This window comes from Stenotrophomonas sp. KH_036_B (assembly GCF_057839485.1).
In genome coordinates, this window is the sequence record NZ_CM174491.1 from 131,589 (window position 1) to 149,210 (window position 17,622).

General features: G+C 66.9%; 14 protein-coding genes. 5 read left to right on the plus strand and 9 right to left on the minus strand.

The features are described 5' to 3' along the window. Positions 1-6: 6 nt before the first annotated feature. The 5 genes from AC3ITN_RS00505 to AC3ITN_RS00525 form a co-directional block, all read right to left on the minus strand. On the minus strand, positions 7-993 hold the full coding sequence (locus tag AC3ITN_RS00505) for an AAA family ATPase (RefSeq protein WP_489391692.1): 987 nt from the start codon (positions 991-993) through the stop codon (positions 7-9). Positions 994-1,056: 63 nt separating this feature from the next. Continuing rightward, positions 1,057-1,758 (minus strand): DUF4159 domain-containing protein, encoded by a 702-nt coding sequence (locus tag AC3ITN_RS00510; RefSeq protein ID WP_489391693.1) that lies wholly within the window; start codon positions 1,756-1,758, stop codon positions 1,057-1,059. A 43-nt stretch (positions 1,759-1,801) separates the two neighbouring features. Beyond that, positions 1,802-3,136, minus strand: a complete 1,335-nt coding sequence (locus AC3ITN_RS00515) for a TldD/PmbA family protein (protein ID WP_313342371.1) — start codon at positions 3,134-3,136, stop codon at positions 1,802-1,804. A gap of 20 nt (positions 3,137-3,156) precedes the next feature. Next, positions 3,157-4,791, minus strand: a complete 1,635-nt coding sequence (locus AC3ITN_RS00520) for a TldD/PmbA family protein (RefSeq protein WP_313342368.1) — start codon at positions 4,789-4,791, stop codon at positions 3,157-3,159. Positions 4,792-4,896: 105 nt separating this feature from the next. Next, complete coding sequence (locus AC3ITN_RS00525; RefSeq protein WP_489391694.1) at positions 4,897-6,525, minus strand: TldD/PmbA family protein; 1,629 nt, start codon at positions 6,523-6,525, stop codon at positions 4,897-4,899. Between the two features lie 138 nt (positions 6,526-6,663). On the opposite strand from AC3ITN_RS00525, the gene AC3ITN_RS00530 reads away from it, so the two are divergent. Beyond that, on the plus strand, positions 6,664-7,284 hold the full coding sequence (locus AC3ITN_RS00530; RefSeq protein ID WP_489391695.1) for a DUF938 domain-containing protein: 621 nt from the start codon (positions 6,664-6,666) through the stop codon (positions 7,282-7,284). On the opposite strand, the gene AC3ITN_RS00535 is transcribed toward AC3ITN_RS00530, so the two are convergent. From AC3ITN_RS00535 to AC3ITN_RS00545, 3 genes are all read right to left on the minus strand, one after another. After that, entirely contained in the window at positions 7,285-8,562 is a 1,278-nt protein-coding gene (locus AC3ITN_RS00535; protein ID WP_489391696.1) for a type II toxin-antitoxin system HipA family toxin, read from the minus strand. Then, positions 8,559-9,002, minus strand: a complete 444-nt coding sequence (locus AC3ITN_RS00540) for a helix-turn-helix transcriptional regulator (RefSeq protein ID WP_313342357.1) — start codon at positions 9,000-9,002, stop codon at positions 8,559-8,561. The genes AC3ITN_RS00535 and AC3ITN_RS00540 overlap by 4 nt, the downstream gene beginning before the upstream one ends. Positions 9,003-9,254: 252 nt before the next feature. Further along, positions 9,255-12,956, minus strand: a complete 3,702-nt coding sequence (locus AC3ITN_RS00545; protein WP_489391697.1) for an indolepyruvate ferredoxin oxidoreductase family protein — start codon at positions 12,954-12,956, stop codon at positions 9,255-9,257. A gap of 160 nt (positions 12,957-13,116) precedes the next feature. Between AC3ITN_RS00545 and AC3ITN_RS00550 the strand changes: the two genes are divergently transcribed. Both AC3ITN_RS00550 and AC3ITN_RS00555 read left to right on the plus strand, forming a co-directional pair. Beyond that, positions 13,117-13,755 (plus strand): tetratricopeptide repeat protein, encoded by a 639-nt coding sequence (locus AC3ITN_RS00550; RefSeq protein WP_489391698.1) that lies wholly within the window; start codon positions 13,117-13,119, stop codon positions 13,753-13,755. Positions 13,756-13,826: 71 nt separating this feature from the next. Beyond that, complete coding sequence (locus tag AC3ITN_RS00555; RefSeq protein ID WP_489391699.1) at positions 13,827-14,750, plus strand: AEC family transporter; 924 nt, start codon at positions 13,827-13,829, stop codon at positions 14,748-14,750. Positions 14,751-14,850: 100 nt separating this feature from the next. Here AC3ITN_RS00555 and AC3ITN_RS00560 read toward each other — a convergent pair whose 3' ends face one another. Further along, entirely contained in the window at positions 14,851-16,335 is a 1,485-nt protein-coding gene (locus tag AC3ITN_RS00560; RefSeq protein WP_313342348.1) for an AAA family ATPase, read from the minus strand. Between the two features lie 131 nt (positions 16,336-16,466). Here AC3ITN_RS00560 and AC3ITN_RS00565 point away from each other — a divergent pair, with 131 nt between their 5' ends. Both AC3ITN_RS00565 and AC3ITN_RS00570 read left to right on the plus strand, forming a co-directional pair. Beyond that, on the plus strand, positions 16,467-17,096 hold the full coding sequence (locus AC3ITN_RS00565; RefSeq protein WP_489391700.1) for a nucleotide-binding protein: 630 nt from the start codon (positions 16,467-16,469) through the stop codon (positions 17,094-17,096). A gap of 16 nt (positions 17,097-17,112) precedes the next feature. Further along, the gene (locus AC3ITN_RS00570) at positions 17,113-17,589 is read left to right on the plus strand and encodes a SixA phosphatase family protein (protein WP_489391701.1); all 477 of its coding nucleotides are present in this window, start codon (positions 17,113-17,115) and stop codon (positions 17,587-17,589) included. Positions 17,590-17,622 lie beyond the last annotated feature (33 nt).

Genomic DNA, 17,622 nt, shown 5'->3' on the forward strand with positions numbered 1-17,622 from the left:
GCAGGCTCAGGCGGGGAACGGCACGGCCTGCAGCAACGCGGCGATCACATCGTCGGCGCTCTTCTGCTCGGCCTCGGCGGCGAAGGACAGCAGCAGGCGATGGCGCATGACCGGGGCGATCAGCGCCTGCACATCCTCGCGGGTGGCGGCAAAGCGCCCCTGCAGCAGTGCCCGTGCCTTGGCCGCCAGCACCAGCGACTGCCCGGCGCGCGGGCCAGCGCCCCACTTGATCCAGTGGTTGACTGCGTCCGGCGCGCCGGTGCCGGGCCGGCTGGCGCGCACCAGCCGGGTGATCCAGCTGAGCACGTCATCGCTGACATGCACCTGGCGCACGGCGCCCTGCAGGGCCAGCACATCCTCGGCGTGCATCACTTTCGGCACGGCGCCACTGCTGCTGCCCGTGGTCTGCACCAGGATGTCGCGCTCTTCCTGTTCGGTGGGGTAGTCCACCCGCACGTGCAGCAGGAAACGGTCCAGCTGGGCTTCCGGCAGCGGGTAGGTGCCGGCCTGTTCGATGGGATTCTGCGTTGCCAGCACGAAGAACGGCGCGGGCAGGGCGTAGGTGGTGCCGGCGTAGCTGACCGTGCGCTCCTGCATCGCTTCCAGCAGCGCGGCCTGGGTCTTGGGCGGGGTGCGGTTGAGCTCGTCGGCCAGCAGCAGGTGGGTGAAGATCGGGCCCTGCTGGAAGCGGAAGTGACGGTGGCCGGTACCGTGGTCTTCCTCCAGCAACTCGGTGCCCAGGATGTCGCTGGGCATCAGGTCGGGGGTGAACTGCACCCGCCGGAACTGCAGCTCCAGCGCCTGGCCCAACGAGCGCACCAGCAGGGTCTTGCCCAGCCCTGGCGCACCTTCCAGCAGCACATGGCCACCGGCCAGCAGGCCGATCAGCAGCTGCTCCACCACGTCATGCTGGCCGACCACGGCCTGCCCCAGCGCATCGCGCAGCGGCTGCAATTTTGCCAGGAGGTGATCAATCGGGCTGTGATTCTGCATAAAACACTCGCGGGGATAGGTGTAGAGCCAGGTCCTGCCTGGCTGCACGGAAACAATGGAGAATCAATTGTTCAACGCATACATCACGATGTTGACGGCAAAACGGGTGTTGTCTTCGGCCAGGAACCGTTTGTTGCGCCAGTCGTAGTCCCATTCGCAGCCGTAATCCTTGTTGCTGTAGAGCACGCCCAACCGACCGTCGACCTCGATGCCCTTCAGGTAATCGTGCACCAGGTCGTCGCCCCAGCCATTGAGCTCGAAGCCGGTGGCCGGCGGCCCGTCCGGGAAACGGAAGAAGCTCCGGTACAGCGCGTGGTTGTTGGGCAGCTTCTTCAACGCGGCCGCGCCGAACAGCTTGGCCATCTGTGCCTCGAACGACTTGGCGAACAGGCCGTCGATATCATGGTTGCAGTCATCCACGAACACGAAACCGCCATTGCGCACGTAACGCACGAAGTTCTGCCGTTCGGCGGCATTGAATTCGACCAGCGTATGCCCGGCCAGGTAGCAGAACGGCGCTTCCAGCATGCGCGGGTCCGACAGCGCGACCACGTGTTCGGTCGGATCGACCCGCAGCGAGGTGTAATCGATCAGCGAGGTGATCACGTTGGACGGCATGCGCGCATCCACGTCCCAGTCGCCGGAATCGTACTTGAGGCGGGTGAACCAGAAGTCGTACCGCCCGGCCTGCGCACGGGCGAGCGGGGGCAGGGCCGCCCAAGCGGCCCCGCCCAGCATCAGCCGCAGGAACTGCGCGCGGTTCATCGCCGCGCGCAGCCTCCGTAGCGTCTGCCGTTGCCGCGGTCCATCAGACGGCGTCGGACAGCGAGGTGAAGGTGAAGTCGCGCAGCTTCATCGGCGGAATCATCATCACGAAGCTGGACTCGTCGCCGGCCACACGCACCGGCTTGCCCAGCTCTTCGATGTTGTTGAGCATGATCACCGGCGATTCGTTGAAACGGAAGTTCTTCACCGGGTACTTGATCTGGCCGTTCTCGATGTAGAAGGTGCCGTCGCGGGTCAGACCGGTGAGCAGCACGGTCTGCGGGTCGACCATGCGGATGTACCAGGTGCGGGTGACCAGGATGCCCTTCTGGGTACCGCGGACCAGCTCGGCGGTGCTCTTGTCGCCGCCGCTCATCAGCAGGTTGCCCGGGCTGGCGTTGGCGGTCTTGCCCTGCTTCTGCGCCCAGAACCGCGAGTAGTCCAGGTTGGCGACCTTGCCGTTCTCGATGATGGCCAGCTTGTTGCGCGGCAGGCCCTGCTGGTCCCACGGCAGCACCGGTGCCTCGGGGTGCCACGGATCGGCATACATGTTCACGCGCGGGTCGTAGACCTGCTCGCCGAGCTTGTTGCCGCCCCCCTTTTTGGACAGGAAGCTGCGGCCTTCATCGGCCGAACGCGCGTCGAAGAAGTTCATCATGAAGCTGATCAGGCCGGCGGCCGCCGCCGGTTCCAGGATCACGGTGTACTTGCCCGGCTCCAGCGCCTTGGCCTCGGACGACTCGGTGGCCTTGCGCATGGCGATGCGCACGTCCTGGTCGGCCTTGAAGTCGGCAGCGTCCTTGAGGTTGCGGCCGACCCAGCCCGACCCACGCCCGTCTTCGGTGCGCACGGTGCAGGTGTAGTCGAAGTTGGTGGTGCGCTGGTAGCCGAAGTTGCCATTGCTGTTGGCGGTGGCCTGGAAGCCCTGGCCGTCTTCGAGGAAGCCGGCGGCGATCAGGCCGTTGCCACGGCAGGGCGCGATCGAGTCGGCGGCGACCTTGGCGCGGAACGCCGGATCGATGGCGGCGGTGGAGGTGCTGAAGGTGGGGCTGGCGGTGTACGCCTGCTTGCCGATGGCCGGCAGGAACTCCGGGTTCTCCGGGGCCAGCTTGGCCAGGTCTTCGGCGCGGCGCACCACGCGTTCCAGCGCGGCATCGTCGAACTCGTTGATCGATGCGGTACCGACGCGCTTGCCGAACGCCACGGTGACGGCCAGCTCGGTGTTGTCGACGATGCCGCTGGTGGAGACGTTGTTCAGCGCGAAACGGATGTTGCCGTTGATCGAGCCGGCCAGCACCGCGGTGGTCTCATCGGCCTTGGACAGCGCGATGACCTTGTCGAGGATGGCCTTGGCCTGGGCTTCGGTGAAGATACTCATGAATTAAGGCTCCTGACCGGTCAGCCGAGGCTGCGCGCGGTGTTGATGACGTTGATGCCGTTGAAGCGCGCGGTGGACGAGCCGTGCGAGACCGCCGAGACCTGGCCCGGCTGGCCCTTGCCGTCGAAGAACGAGCCGCCCAGGCGGTAATCGCGTTCGTCGGCGACTGCACTGCAGGCGTTCCAGAACTCCGGCGTGCGGATCTGGTAGGCCACGTCCTCGAGCATGCGGGTGATCTGGCCGTTCTTGATTTCATAGAACAGCTGGCCACCAAACTGCGCGTTGTAGCGCTGCTGGTCGATCGAGAACGAACCATCGCCGATGATGTAGATGCCGTTCTCCACGTCCTTGACCAGGTCGGCCACGCTCAGCGGGGTCTTGCCCGGTGCCAGGGAGACGTTGGCCATGCGCTGGAACTGCACGCTGGACCAGGAGTCGGCGTAGCAGCAGCCGTCCGATTCGGTCTTGCCCAGGATATGGGCCTGGTCGCGGATGGTCTGGTAGTCGACCAGCTTGCCGTTGCTGATGAGGTCCCAGCGCTTGGTCTTGACGCCCTCGTCGTCGTAGGCGACGGCGCCGAGGCTGCCGGTCTGGGTCTTGTCGGCGAAGATGTTGACCAGGTCGCTGCCGTACTGGAAGTGCTGCTCGCGCTTGTCCAGGGTGGCGAAGCTGGTGCCGGCGTAATTGGCCTCGTAGCCCAGCACGCGGTCCAGTTCGAGCGGGTGGCCGACGGATTCGTGGATGGTCAGCCAGGTGTGCGACGGGTCGAGCACGAGGTCGTACTTGCCCGGCTTCACCGACGGCGCCTTGAGCTTCTCCTGCGCCTGCTTCGCCGCCGCGATGGCGTCTTCCTTCATGTCGTAGGACGAGCTGTAGTTGACCACGCCATTGGGCGTGAGCACCTTGCCTGCCGCCGCGCCGTCCAGGTATTCGTAGCCCATGCCCATCGGCGAGGACAGGCCTTCGCGGGTGCGGAACTTGCCGCTGGCCTTGTCGATGGCGGTGACCGTCATCGGTGCCCAGATGCGGTGCACGTCCTGGTCGATGTAGGAGCCGTCGGTGGACGCGAAATATTTCTGTTCGTTGACCAGGAACAGCATTGAATTGACGAAGCTGGCACCGGCGCCGATCGCGGCGGCATTGACGTCCAGCAGCAGCTCGACCTTCTCCTTGATCGGCACGTCCATCGCGTTCTTGCGGATCGGTGTCTTCCAGCTCACCTCGCCCACGCCGGGTGCGGCAGCCAGCTGCACCGGCGCGGTCTGCACGCCGGCATTGGCCTTGGCGATGGCCACCGCCTGCTGGGCGGCGCGCGCCACGTCGGTGGGGCTGAGCTGGTTGGTGGCGGCAAAGCCCCAGGCGCCGTTGACGATCACGCGGATGCCCACACCGGTGGATTCGGTGTTGACCACGTTCTGCACCTTGTCCTCGCGGGTGATCACGAACTGGCGAAGGTAACGCCCGATACGCACGTCGCAGTACGTCGCGCCGGCCTGGCGCGCGGAGGCCAGGGCCGCATCGGCCAGGCGCTTCTTCAGCGCCGGGTCGAGCGTGCTGTGCAGCTGCTCGGCGGCGATCACCTTGCCGAAGAACGACGGCACGATGAGGCCGCCAGCAGTAAGCCCGGTCAGGGCAAGGAAGTCACGTCTTTGCAAGGCAGCTCTCCACGTCGGTGTGGGGGGGGCGGAAACAGCGTTGGTTCGATTCTTGCGGGCGCAGCGGTCCAACGGTAGTGACGTTTGGCACGGTGGCCGGGCGGGTCAGCCCAGGCTGCGTGCGGTGTTGATGATGTTGATGCCATCGAAGCGGCTGGTCGCCGAGCCGTGCGACACCGCCGAGACCTGCCCCGGCTGGCCCTTGCCATCGAAGAACGAACCGCCGAAGCGGAAGTCGCGCTCGTCGCAGATCGCCGTGCAGGCGTTCCAGAACTCCGGCGTGCGGATCTGGTAGGCCGCGTCTTCAACCATCCCGGCGATCTGGCCGTTCCTGATCTGGTAGTAGAGCTGCCCGCCGAACTGCGCGTTGAAGCGCTGCTGGTCGATGGAGTACGAGCCGCGGCCATGGATGTAGATGCCGTTCTCCACGTCCTTGATCATGTCGGCCACGCTCAACGGGGTCTTGCCCGGGGCCAGTGAGACATTGGCCATGCGCTGGAACTGCACGCTGGACCAGGAGTCGGCGTAGCTGCAGCCGTGCGATTCGGTTTCGCCCAGCAGGTGCACCTCGTCGCGGGTGGCCTGGTAGTTGACCAGGATGCCGTCCTTGACCAGGTCCCAGCGCTTGGTCTTGACCCCTTCGTCGTCGTAGCCGACCGCGCCCAGGCTGCCGGGCGAGGTCTTGTCGGCGAAGAAGTTGACGCGTTCGCTGCCCCAGCGGTAGCCGGCGTCGCGCTTGTCCAGGGTGGCGAAGCTGGTGCCGGCGTAGTTGGCCTCGTAGCCCAGCACGCGGTCGAGCTCGAGCGGGTGGCCGACGTTTTCGTGGATGGTGAGGAACAGATTGGAGGGGTCCAGCACCAGGTCGTACTTGCCCGGTTTCACCGACGGCGCCTTGAGCTTCTCGCGGGCGTGGCGGGCGGCGGCGATGGCGTCCTCGACCGGGTCGTAGGAGTCGCGGTAGGCGGTAAGGCCACCCGGCAGCGCGATCTTGCCGCGCGCGTCGCCCTCGAGGAATTCGTAGCCCATGCCCATCGGCGAGGACAGCCCGGCGCGGGTGCGGAACTTGCCGGTGCTCTTGTCGATCGCGGTGGCGGTGAACGGCAGCCAGATCCGGTGGACGTCCTGGTCGATGAAGGAGCCATCGCTGGAGGCGAAGTACTTCTGCTCGTTCACCAGGAACAGCGTGGAGTTGATGAAGTCGGCGCCGGCGTTGATCGCGGCCGCGTTCAGGCTGAGCAGCAGGTCGACTTTGTCCTGGATCGGCACGGCCATGGCGTTGCGGCGGATCGGGGTCTTCCAGCTCACCTCGCCTGCGCCGGTGACCGGGGCCAGCTGCACCGGGCGGGTCTGGATGCTGGCATTGGCCTTGGCGATGGCGGCCGCCTGCGCGACCGTGGCCAGGACCGCCGCCGGGGTCTGCTGGTGGGTGGCGGCGAAGCCCCAGGCTCCGTTGACGATCACCCGGATGCCGATCCCCGACGACTCGCTGTTGGTGACATTCTGTACCCGCGCCTCGCGGGTGATCACCGACTGGTTGAGGTAGCGGCCAATGCGCACGTCGCAGTAGCTGGCCCCGGCCCGTTTGGCGGCGGCCAGTGCAGCGTCGGCCAGCGCTTTGTTGCGGACCGTGTTGACCGGCTCGAGCAGCTGCTCGGCGGCAATCAGGCGGGAGTGGGGCAGCATCAGGCCAGCCAGGCCCATACCAGACAGCGTCAGAAACTCTCGGCGTTGCACAGCTTGCGATTCCCCGGGTAGGCGCCTGCGGAGCGCGGGCGACAATGAACAGCCCTCGACTTTCGGTGGCCCCCGGCGGTGGCACAAGTGACTGCGGTCATGGTTGGATGTGCGTTGTTACGACATTTTGGAAGCGACATGACCCAACAGCGCTGGTCCGAGGCCTGTGAGCGCAACCGCGACCCGATCCTGGCGGCGCTGCGCCCGCACCTGCGCGACCGCCGGCAGGTCCTGGAGATCGGCAGCGGTACCGGCCAGCACGCCGAGTACTTCGCCGCCCAGCTGCCGCACCTGCTGTGGCAGGCCAGTGACCATCCCGACCATCTGCCCGGCATTGCCGAGCGCCTGGCTGGGGCCGCCCTGCCCAACGCGCCTGCACCGTGGCCCCTGCAGGCGGTGCTGGCACCCGTGCCCGGGCTGGCGCCGCTGCCGACCGACCGGCTGGGCTTCGATGCCGTGTTCAGTGCCAATACCCTGCACATCATGAGCTGGCGGCACGTGCAGGCGTTGTTCGCCGGACTGCCCGCGGTGATGGCCGACGATGCGCTGCTGTGCGTGTATGGGCCGTTCAATTACAACGGTAACTACAGCAGTGACAGCAACCGGCAGTTCGACGGGTGGCTGAAGGCGCGGGATCCGGACTCGGGCATCCGGGATGCCGAGGCGGTGGATGCTTTGGCGGCTGCGCAGGGGCTGGCGTTGATCGAGGACGTCGCGATGCCCGCAAACAACCGGTTGCGGGTGTGGCGGCGCGGGTAATCAGACTTCGCTGGAAAATCTGGCAAGGCATCGCGCGCAGCTGGCGGCGATCTCCTGGACCAGCGTCTCCAGAATGGGATGCGCGATATCTTCGTCTTCCAACTGCAGGCGCTGCTCCTCGGCAACGGCGGGCAGCTCCAGCGCCATGCGGGCCAGCATCTCCATGGCCATGGCCGGCGCAAGGCGCATCGCGGTAGCAGTGGCCTGCCAATCACGCAGCGTGATGTCCCACCAGCGATAGTGGCTGCCAATCTTCATGGCGAGCTTGATCTTGCGCTTCTGAAGCTGTGGGTAGGGCAGGGTGCTGGAAATGTCGTACAGCGGTGCCAGGCGGACCTGCTCGCTGTCCAGAAGCAGCGAGTAGTTCTTGGCGTGGGCATCGGTCCCGCCGATCAGGTAGTTGAAGGCCAACGCGTTGAAGAGCATTGCCACGTCCTGCTGTGGTTGGCTGCCGTGCTGCCAGAGGATATCGGCCATGTCTGCCGCGCCCGGCCCGCCCTGATTCTGGTATTTGATCTGCGGCATGACGCCCAGCGCTTGGCAGAAGTCTTCCTGATGAATGCGGGTCCATCCGTCGGCGGTACGCGCGCGGTCGTAGCGTTCGACGCAGATGGCGGACTCGCCCTCGATCTCGATCTTCTCTGAATGCGCGGCCGGCATGCCCATCGCGCGGGCCAGGCGCAGGCAGAACATCTCGTTCTCGACAAAGCCGCCGTAATCGCCGCCGGGTGGTTTGAGGATGTGCGTGGTGGGAATGCGACCGCTGGGCACGGCCCAGCCATCATCCAGTTTAAGCAGGGCAATCTTGGCCTGCGCACCGGCAAGACTGAACTGACCGATATCACCGAGCCAACGCCCACTGCCAACGTCGCGCCGGACCTGTGAAAGGCGCGAGGCGACCTGCGCGTCGCTCAGGGGCTCGATACCATCGGCTTGGCCTGCAATGACCGCCTCTACGCGGTCGGGGGCAACGAACTGGACGGCGCCAGCGCAGTCCTCGCCCACGTGTGCAAGCAGGGAAACAGGATTGCGAGCCGAAACGTGGAAGCGCGACGCCCAACCCTGCAGCGTGGTGTCGTTGTCAGGCAGCAGTCCCCATGCGACGGCCGCTACTGCGCGGGGCGCGGGGAATGCGGCGGTCAGCGGCAGGCACAGCGACAACGGGAAGGCGCCGCCAGCGTCCCGCCACTCCGGGCTGTACGCGAAGTGTGGGGTGCCGTGTGCATCCTGCCGCAACGTGCCCATGGGTACACCCTGCATCAGCACGTGCAGGCTCATTTCGTCGTCCGACGCTTACCCGCATACGGCTTGGGCGTCTCGTGGACGCTCGGCGTCTCCTCGGTGCGCTGGCTACCGGTGGCGGCGCGCGCGCGTTCCAGGATCTGGGCATACGACAACGGCGCGCGATGGGGGGCTGCCCGGGGCGATGCCCCAGGAACCTCGCGGTGGTGGTCGAGGATGTCATCCAGCCCGGCGCTGGGGATCGTGATACGGGCGGCCTCCGCCTGCTGATCCACGGCAGCCAGCTTCAGGCCAAGCACGTTCATGACCCGCAATACCAACTGCAGCTCTGCACGCGGTTTGCCTTTTTCGATATCCACAACCCATTGGCGGCTGACGCCGCATTCATCGGCCAGGCGCGCCTGGTCCCATCCCAGTGCCTTTCGGCGCTGCCGGATGATGTTGCCTACATCTTCCGCTGTCCTGAACATTGCCATGACGGGAATGTAACCGAGCGAACACACTCCCGCAAGTGTCTTCGAACGCGGACATTTCAATGACAGAGGGCGATTCCATCTGTCCATTCAATTACCATGTCTTCGATCGATTACATTTCCCGCGAAGTCACCGATCGAAGACATTCGTGGAATATCTGCGTTAGGTGACATTTCCCTGGCGTCGCGGGGCAACTTGTGGGTTGCCTTTTGCGAAGGCACCCCATGTGTTGCGTGCCGTGTTGGGCAGGGGGGTTACGCCACCTGCACGATATGCAGCGCCTTGGGGTTGCGCCACTGCGCCAACAGCACCGCTTCACGGGCCTTGGCCTTGTGCAGGTGCGCTTCCTTTACATGACCATAGCCGCGGATGTGCTCGGGGATACTGGCAATCTCCACCGCCAACGCCACGCGGTCATCGCTCAGCCCCTCCAGCAGCACCGCCACGGTCTGCTCGTAATCGGCGATCAGCTGGCGCTCGCCCCGGCGCTCTTCGGTGCGGCCGAAGACGTCGAACGTGCCACCGCGCAGGAACTTCAGCTTCGCCAGCAGGCCGAACGCCTTGAGCATCCACGGCCCGTACTCCTGCTTGATCAGCCGGCCCTGGTCGTCCTTCTTCGCGAACAGCGGCGGCGCCAGGTGGAAGCGCACTTCGAAGTCGCCCTCGAACTGCTGCTGCAGGCGGCGCTGGAAGTCGCCGCTGGTGTACAGGCGCGCCACTTCGTACTCGTCTTTGTACGCCAACAGTTTGAAGTAGTAGCGGGCCACGGTCTCGGTCAGGGCGGTGCTGCCGGCCTTGTCCCATTCCACCGCACGCACCTTCTCTACCAGCTGGCGGTAGCGGGCGGCGTAGGCGCTGTCCTGGTAGTCGGTGAGGAAGCGCACGCGGCGCTCCACCAGCTCGTCCAGCGAGCGCGACAGGCGCTCGTCGTCCAGCGGCAGGAAGGCCACGTCGCCGCTTCCGCCATGCCCCGGCAGGCCGCGCAGCTCGCGCTCGTCGCCGGTCTCGCGCGGCGCCGCGGTGGCGCCCCATTCGTTGCCTTCCCATTCGCCCGGCGGCAGGTCATGCAGCGGACCTGGCGTGCGTTCGGCATCGGTGTGGCCGTTGCGGACCAGACCGGCGGCCTGCTGCACCGCCTGCGGATCGACAGCGGCCAGTCGGCCCCAGGCAAAGGCCTGCTGGTTCATCGCCACCGCCGCGCCATTAAGCTCGACCGCGCGCATCAGCGCCTCGAACGAGATCGGCACCAGCCCCTGCTGCCAGGCGTAGCCCAGGATGAACAGGTTCGACGCGATCGCATCACCGAGCAGCGCGGTGGCGAGCTGGGTGGCATCGAGCAGCAGTGGCTCGCGGCCGCCCAGCGCCACGCGGATGCCGGCGATGATGTCGGCGGCGGGGAACTGCATGTCCGGGCGGGTGGTGAAGGTGCCCGGCATCGCTTCATAGGTATTGAGCACCACCTGCGAACGCTCGGCGCGCACCTTGGACAGCGCCCAGTAGTCGTTGACCACCACCATGTCGCAGCCCAGCACCAGGTCCGCTTCGCCGGCCGCGATGCGCACTGCATGGATGTCCTCGGGGGTCCGGGCGATGCGGATGTGGGTGGTGACCGCGCCACCCTTCTGGGCCAGGCCGGTCTGGTCGAGCACGCTGGCGCCCTTGCCCTCCAGGTGGCCGGCCATGCCCAGCAGTGCGCCGATGGTGACCACCCCGGTGCCACCGACGCCGGTGATAAGGATGTTCCAGGGCTGCTCGAGCGTGGTGCGGAAGGTCGGTGCGGGCAGGTTGTCGAGCAGGGCGCTGCGCTCGCTGCGCGACCCCTTGCGCAGCTTGCCGCCGTGCACGGTGACGAAGCTGGGGCAGAAGCCGGTGGTGCAGGAATAGTCCTTGTTGCAGTTGGACTGGTCGATGTCGCGCTTGCGCCCGAACTCGGTTTCCTTCGGCAGCACCGACACGCAGAAGCTCTTCTGCCCGCAGTCGCCGCAGCCTTCGCAGACCAGCGAATTGACCACCACGCGCTTGGGTGGATCCACCAGCTTGCCGCGCTTGCGGCGGCGGCGCTTCTCGGTGGCGCAGGTCTGTTCGTAGATAAGGATGCTGGTGCCCTTCACCTCGCGCAGCTGCTTCTGCACTGCATCGAGTTCGGCGCGGTCGTGGAATTCCACGCCGTCCGGGAACCGCTCGCGCTTGTTCCACTTGCCGATCTCGTCGCTCACCAGCACGATCGTCTGCACGCCTTCGGCGCGCATCTGGTGGGCGATCTGCGGCACGGTCAGGGTGCCGTCGACCGGCTGCCCGCCGGTCATCGCCACCGCATCGTTGTAGAGGATCTTGTAGGTAATGTTCACCCCGGCGGCGATCGCCTGGCGGATCGCCAGCGAACCGCTGTGGAAATAGGTGCCGTCGCCGAGGTTCTGGAACACGTGCTCGGTGTCGGTGAACGCCGCCTGCCCGGCCCAGGTCACGCCTTCGCCGCCCATGTGGGTGAAGGTGTCGGTGCTGCGGTCCATCCACGTGACCATGTAATGGCAGCCGATGCCGCCCAGCGCACGCGAACCGTCCGGCACGCGGGTGGAGGTGTTGTGCGGGCAGCCCGAGCAGTAATGCGGCACGCGCGGGAAGCTGGCGCGCGGCAGCGCAAGCTCGGCTTCCTTGGCGTCCATCCAGCGCAGGCGCTGTTCGATGGATTCATTGGTGAAGAAGCGCTGGATCCGGCGACCGATGACGCCGGCGATCGTGGCAGGCGTCAGTTCATTGGTGGACGGCAGGATCCACGTGCCCTGCTCGTCGTACTTGCCGACGATCGACGGACGCGGGCCGGCGCTGGCCGGCCAGTTGTAGAACTGTTCCTTCATCTGGCGCTCGATGAAGGCACGCTTCTCCTCCACCACCACGATGTCTTCCAGCCCCTGTGCGAAGCGCGCGATGCCGTCCGGCTCCAGCGGCCAGGTCATGCCGACCTTGTACACGCGGATGCCGATATCGGCGCAGGCGCGTTCGTCCAGGCCCAGGTATTCCAGCGCCTGCAGCACGTCCAGGTAGCTCTTGCCGGTGGTGACGATGCCCAGCCGCGCGCGCGGCGAATCCATCACGACGCGGTCGATGCCGTTGGCACGGGCGAAGGCCTGGGCGGCCTTGACCGCATAGCGGTGCAGGCGCATTTCCTGGTCCAGCGGCGGGTCGGGCCAGCGGATGTTGAGGCCACCGGCGGGCATCTCGAAGTCTTCCGGCAGCACGATCCGGCGCGCGAACGGATCGACCTGCACCGACGCCGAGGATTCCACGGTTTCGGCGATGGTCTTGAAGCCGATCCAGCGCCCGGTGTAGCGGCTCATGGCCCAGCCAAGCAGGCCCATGTCCAGGATGTCCTGCACACCAGCCGGATTGAGTACCGGCATCATCGCGCTGACGAATTCATCTTCGCTGCCGTGCGGCAGGGTCGAGCTGCGGCAGGCATGGTCGTCGGCGGCCAGCGCCAGCACGCCACCGTGCACCGAGGTGCCGGCGGCGTTGGCATGCTTGAACACGTCGCCGCAGCGGTCCACGCCCGGGCCCTTGCCGTACCACATGCCGTACACGCCCTGGACCCTGGCGCCCGGGAACAGGTTGGTCTGCTGGGTACCCCAGACCATGGTGGCGCCCAGGTCCTCGTTGAGGCCGGGGGTGAACTTCACCCGGGCCGCGTCCAGGTGCTGGCGGGCCCGCCACAGCTCCAGATCGAAGCCGCCCAGCGGGCTGCCGCGGTAGCCGCTGATGAAGCCGGCCGTGTCCAGCCCGGCCGCCTGGTCACGCAGCCGCTGCATCAGCGGCAGGCGCACCAGCGCCTGTACGCCGCTCAGGTAGATGCGGCCGTCGGTCCGGGTGTACTTGTGATCCAGCGTGTACCCGTCGTCCAGGCCGCCAGCGGCGGGAGCATTGGCGGACGAGGGGGAGGTGAGTTCGGCGGTACTGGTCATGGCTGGCCCGGAATGACGGCTGGCACGGCCCCACGGGTGCGGCCGGAAAGGCCGGGATTGTACCAGTCGCGCCATTTCGGCCCGGCAGCACTCGCATCCGGGGGCGTGCTGCGGTTAGGATCGGGGAGGGAGGTTGTTGTGACAACCTGGGGGAGTTTGTATGGCAGTGGCAAGAAAAAGGCTCGCCGGCCTCGTGCTGGCGGCTGGGGTGACGGTGTTCGGGGCGGCAGCGCAATCGCTGCCGGTGCTGCAGGAGTTCTACTTCGATGACGATGTCGCCGCCGTGGCGCCCGTGGTCGTGCCTGCTGACAGCGCCGATGTCGTCGATCAGTTGATGAAACAACGCGAACGCGGGCGCAAGGCACTGGAAGCAACCGTGCAGCTGGCCAGCGTGGCCTTTGCGCAGGGGCGTCCGGAACTGGGGCGCGAGCTCTACGCGGATGCCGAGAAGACCGCGCCGGCCAGCTCGGCACAGGGCCGCATGGTGCGCTGGAACTACGGCTGGGACCTGTTCCGCCAAGGCGATGCCGAGGCGGCGTTGGCGCAGTGGCACAGTGCCCAGAGCGGGATGCGTGGCAACCCGTCGTGGGTACCGCCGACCTTCGCGCTGGCGCTGTGGCAACTGGGGCGCAAGGACGAGGCGGTGAAGTGGTATGCCGCGGCCGTGCGCACCGAGCCGCAACGTTGGAGCAGCAGCGCAGGCTTCGCACAGCAGTTGCCGACCTGGCGCGACACCGAGCGCGCCAGCCTGGCCGACGTGCAGCAGGCGTGGGCGGCACAGCCCCCGGCCTGGCCGTAAGCGCGGGTACCACCGCCGGCTTCGACCAAGGTCGGAGCCGGCATCGCGGTGACTTCCGCTAGGCTGGCGCGATGGCCTTCGATGCATTCGCGCTGATCCTGACCATGCTCGGCCTGGGCATGCTGTTCGCACGGCTGCGCACGCTGCCCGACAACAGCGCCGAGGTGCTCAACCGGGTGGTGCTGCTGGTATGCCTGCCCGCGGCGGTACTGACCTACGTGCCGCGCCTGGTGCTGGATGCCAGCCTGGTCGGGCTGATGGCCACGCCGTGGTTGTTGATGCTGGTGACGGTGGCCCTGGTCAGTCTGGCCACGCGCGTGTTCGGTTTCGCCCGCGACGTGCATGCGGTGCTGCTCATCTGCGTGGCCTTGGCCAATTCCAGTTTCATCGGCTACCCCATGGTGCGCGCGCTGCTGGGCGACCACGCGTTGCCGTATGCGGTGGTGTACGACCAGTTCGGCACCTTCGTGCTGCTGTCTACGTTCGGGCTGTACGTGATTGCCCGCTACAGCGGCGACACACCGCCGACGGCGCGCCAGGTGCTGGCCCGTATCGCAGGCTTCCCGCCGCTGTGGGCGTTGCTGTTCGCGCTCACCCTGATGCCGGAGCAGCCCCCGGTCTGGATTGGCGCCGGGCTCAAGCAGCTGGCCGATGCGATGCTGCCGCTGGTGATGCTGGCCGTGGGCCTGTCGATCCGGCTGCGGCTGTCGCGCGGAGAACTCACGCCGCTGGGCATCGGCCTGCTGTTGAAGCTGGTGCTGATGCCCGCGCTGGCCCTGCCGATCGCCTGGGCCTTCGGCCTGCAGGGCGCCATGCTGCAGGTGAATGTGCTGGAATCGGCGATGCCGACCATGATCACCGCCGCAGCGCTGGCGATCTCGCACCGCCTGGCGCCACGGCTGGCTGCGGCGATGGTGGGCTACGGCATTCTGCTTTCGCTGCTGACCCTGCCGGCGTGGGTGTGGGTGTTGGAGAGCGTGGAGCGGACGGGGTAAAACCGACGGGGGTAAAACCGACGGGGTAGAGCGGACTGTTAGTCCGCTGCTTCAAACGCAGCGGACTAACAGTCCGCTCTACCGTCCGTACCCGTCGGCGCTACTCATCCGCGCTGACCGTTCGGCCGCGCGCCCAGTCGCGCAGCGCGTTGACCTGTTCGGCCATCAGCACCGACAGCGGGCGGCTGCCGCGGATCTCGGTCATCAGCAGCTCGGTGTCCAGCGTGCGCTCCTCGGCGTGTGCCGCGTACAGCCCGGCCACCACCGCCTGCTCGATCTCCGCGCCGGAGAAGCCATCGCTGGCCGCAGCCAGTGCCGGCAGCGCGAAGTCGTCGGCGTTGAGCTGGCGCCGGCCCAGATGCAGGCGGAGCAGTTCCACCCGGGTGTTGGCATCGGGCAGGTCAACGAAGAAGATTTCGTCGAAGCGGCCCTTGCGCAGCAGTTCGGCCGGCAACTCGTGGACCTGGTTGGCGGTGGCGACGATGAATACCGTGCTCTTGCGCTCGGCCAGCCAGGTCAGCAGATGGCCCAGCACGCGCCGGGATACGCCACCGTCCTCGCCGCCGCTGGCCAGGCCCTTCTCGATCTCGTCGATCCACAGCACGCACGGCGCCAGCTGTTCGGCCGAGGCCAGCGCGTCGCGCAGGTTCTTCTCGGTTTCGCCGTGGTACTTGTCGTACAGGCTGCCGAAGTCCAGGCGCAGCAACGGCACCCCGAAGCCGGCGGCGGTGGCCTTGGCCAGCATCGACTTGCCGCAGCCCTGCACGCCCAGCAGCAGCATGCCCTTGGGCGGGTCAAGCCCGGCGGGGCCCTGGCCGCCCAGGAACACCGGCCGGCGCTGGTTGACCCACCGCTTGAGCCGGTTGGCCCCGGCCACGTCGGCGAAGCGGGTGGTGTCATATTCGTAATGCAGGTGCCCGGCGCGGTTGAGCAGCTCGAACTTCAGCTTGGCCAGCTGCGGCAGGTCGTCTTCCCGGATCGCGCCGTCGGCGAAGATCAGCTGGCGGGCGATCCGGCGGGCATCGACCAGGCTCAGGCCGCGCAGGTTGTGCAGGATCTTCTTGACCGCGTCGTTGTCGACCTCCACGCGGCGACCGCCGTTCTCGCGCGCATAGGCGGCCACTTCCTCGCGCAGCATCTTGAGCAGCGCGTTGGGGTCGGGCAGGCGCGGGTTGAAGCGGGTTGCCAGCGCTTCCAGCTCGGCCGGCAGTTCCACCTTGGCACCGACCAGCACCAGTACATGGGCCTCGCAATGACGGCGCTGGATCAGGTCGCGCAGTGCGCGTTGGTGGCTGGCATAGCCCAGGTAGGGGTGGAAATCGAGCAGCAGGTAGATGCCCCGCTGGTCGGCCTGGCGGATCATCTGCAGCGCCGAGCTGGCGTCGGGCGGACCGACCGCGTCGTCTTCGCGGTCCATGTCGATACGGCGCAGGCCTTCGGTGATCGACCAGCGGTGCAGCGCCCGCCAGACATGCATCAGGGTCTGGCGGAACAACTCAACAACGCGGCCCTCATCCTGGGTTTCGATGATGATCAGTGGGGTGTTGGCGCGGATAAGCGCGCTGAGATCCTGTAACTCGCTCATACCGGCATGCAGTCCATTGGATCGCGCACGATAGCAAAGCGCCGGGGCATGCAGGAGGTTCAGCCGCGCGACTATCTCCATCACGGACGGCGGTGTACGCTCGGGACACGTTCCCCGGAAGCGAGGCTGGCATGAAGACGATCCTGGTAGCCGGTTCCAAGGGTGGGGTGGGTAAATCCACCGTCGCCACCCACCTGGCGGCGCAGGCCGCCCTGGCCGGCAAACGGACCGTGCTGGCCGACGCCGACCCGCAGGGCTCCAGCACACGCTGGGCCGAACGCCGCGCGGGACTGGAAAGCGCCGTGCTGCCCATCGACGCCACCGGCAAGAACCCCCTCAAGAAGGTGCCCGGCGATACCGAGGTGCTGGTCATCGACGCCCCCGCCGGGGCCCGGGCCGGGGACCTGCAGGCCTTCCTGAACGTCGCCGACGCCGTGGTGGTGCCGGTGCTGCCCTCGGCGCTGGACATCGAGGCCATCGTCGGCTTCCTCAACAGTCTGTCCAAAGTGCCGCGCGTCCACAGCCGCAAGCTGCCGGTCGGGCTGGTGCTCAACCGCACCAAGCCGTGGACCCAGACCTCCCGCCAGGCCTCGCAGATGCTGGAGGAATGGCCGTACCCGGTGGTCGCCCAGCTGCGCGACAGCCAGGGCTACGTCGTGATGACCGGCCTGGGCCGGAGTCTGTTCGATTACCGCTCCGCGCAGGTGCGCGAGCACCAGAGTGACTGGGAGCCACTGCTGCAGTGGTTGAATAACGCCTGATCAGAAAGAGAGCCTTATGCGAGAACTGATACTGCTGCGCCATGCCCACGCCGAACCTGCCGGTACCGGCCAGGCGGACCTGGACCGCCCCTTGTCGCCGATCGGCCTGGCCGAAGCCAAGGCGGCCGGCCGCTGGCTGAAGGAAAACAACTTTCGACCCGATTGCGTCTTGTGTTCCCCCGCGCGCCGCACCCGGGAGACCCTGGAAGCGGTGCTGGACATCACCGGCTATGTGGAGCAGAAGCTCGAAGACGCCGTCTACGAGGCCACGCCCGGCACCCTGATCGGCCTGGTGGCCGACCGCAGTGATGTCGAACGGTTGATGGTGGTCGGGCACAACCCTGGCCTGGAACGGTTGGTGCCCTTCCTCACCGAAGGTACCAGCAGCGATGGCCGCGGCATGCCACCGGGCGGCGTTGCCATCCTGACCTTCGAGGACGACGTTGCCATCGAGCCCGGCGTGGCCAAGCTGACCAAATTCTGGTGGCCGTAAGCCGTGGCAGCAGTACGCATCCTGTTGAGCTGT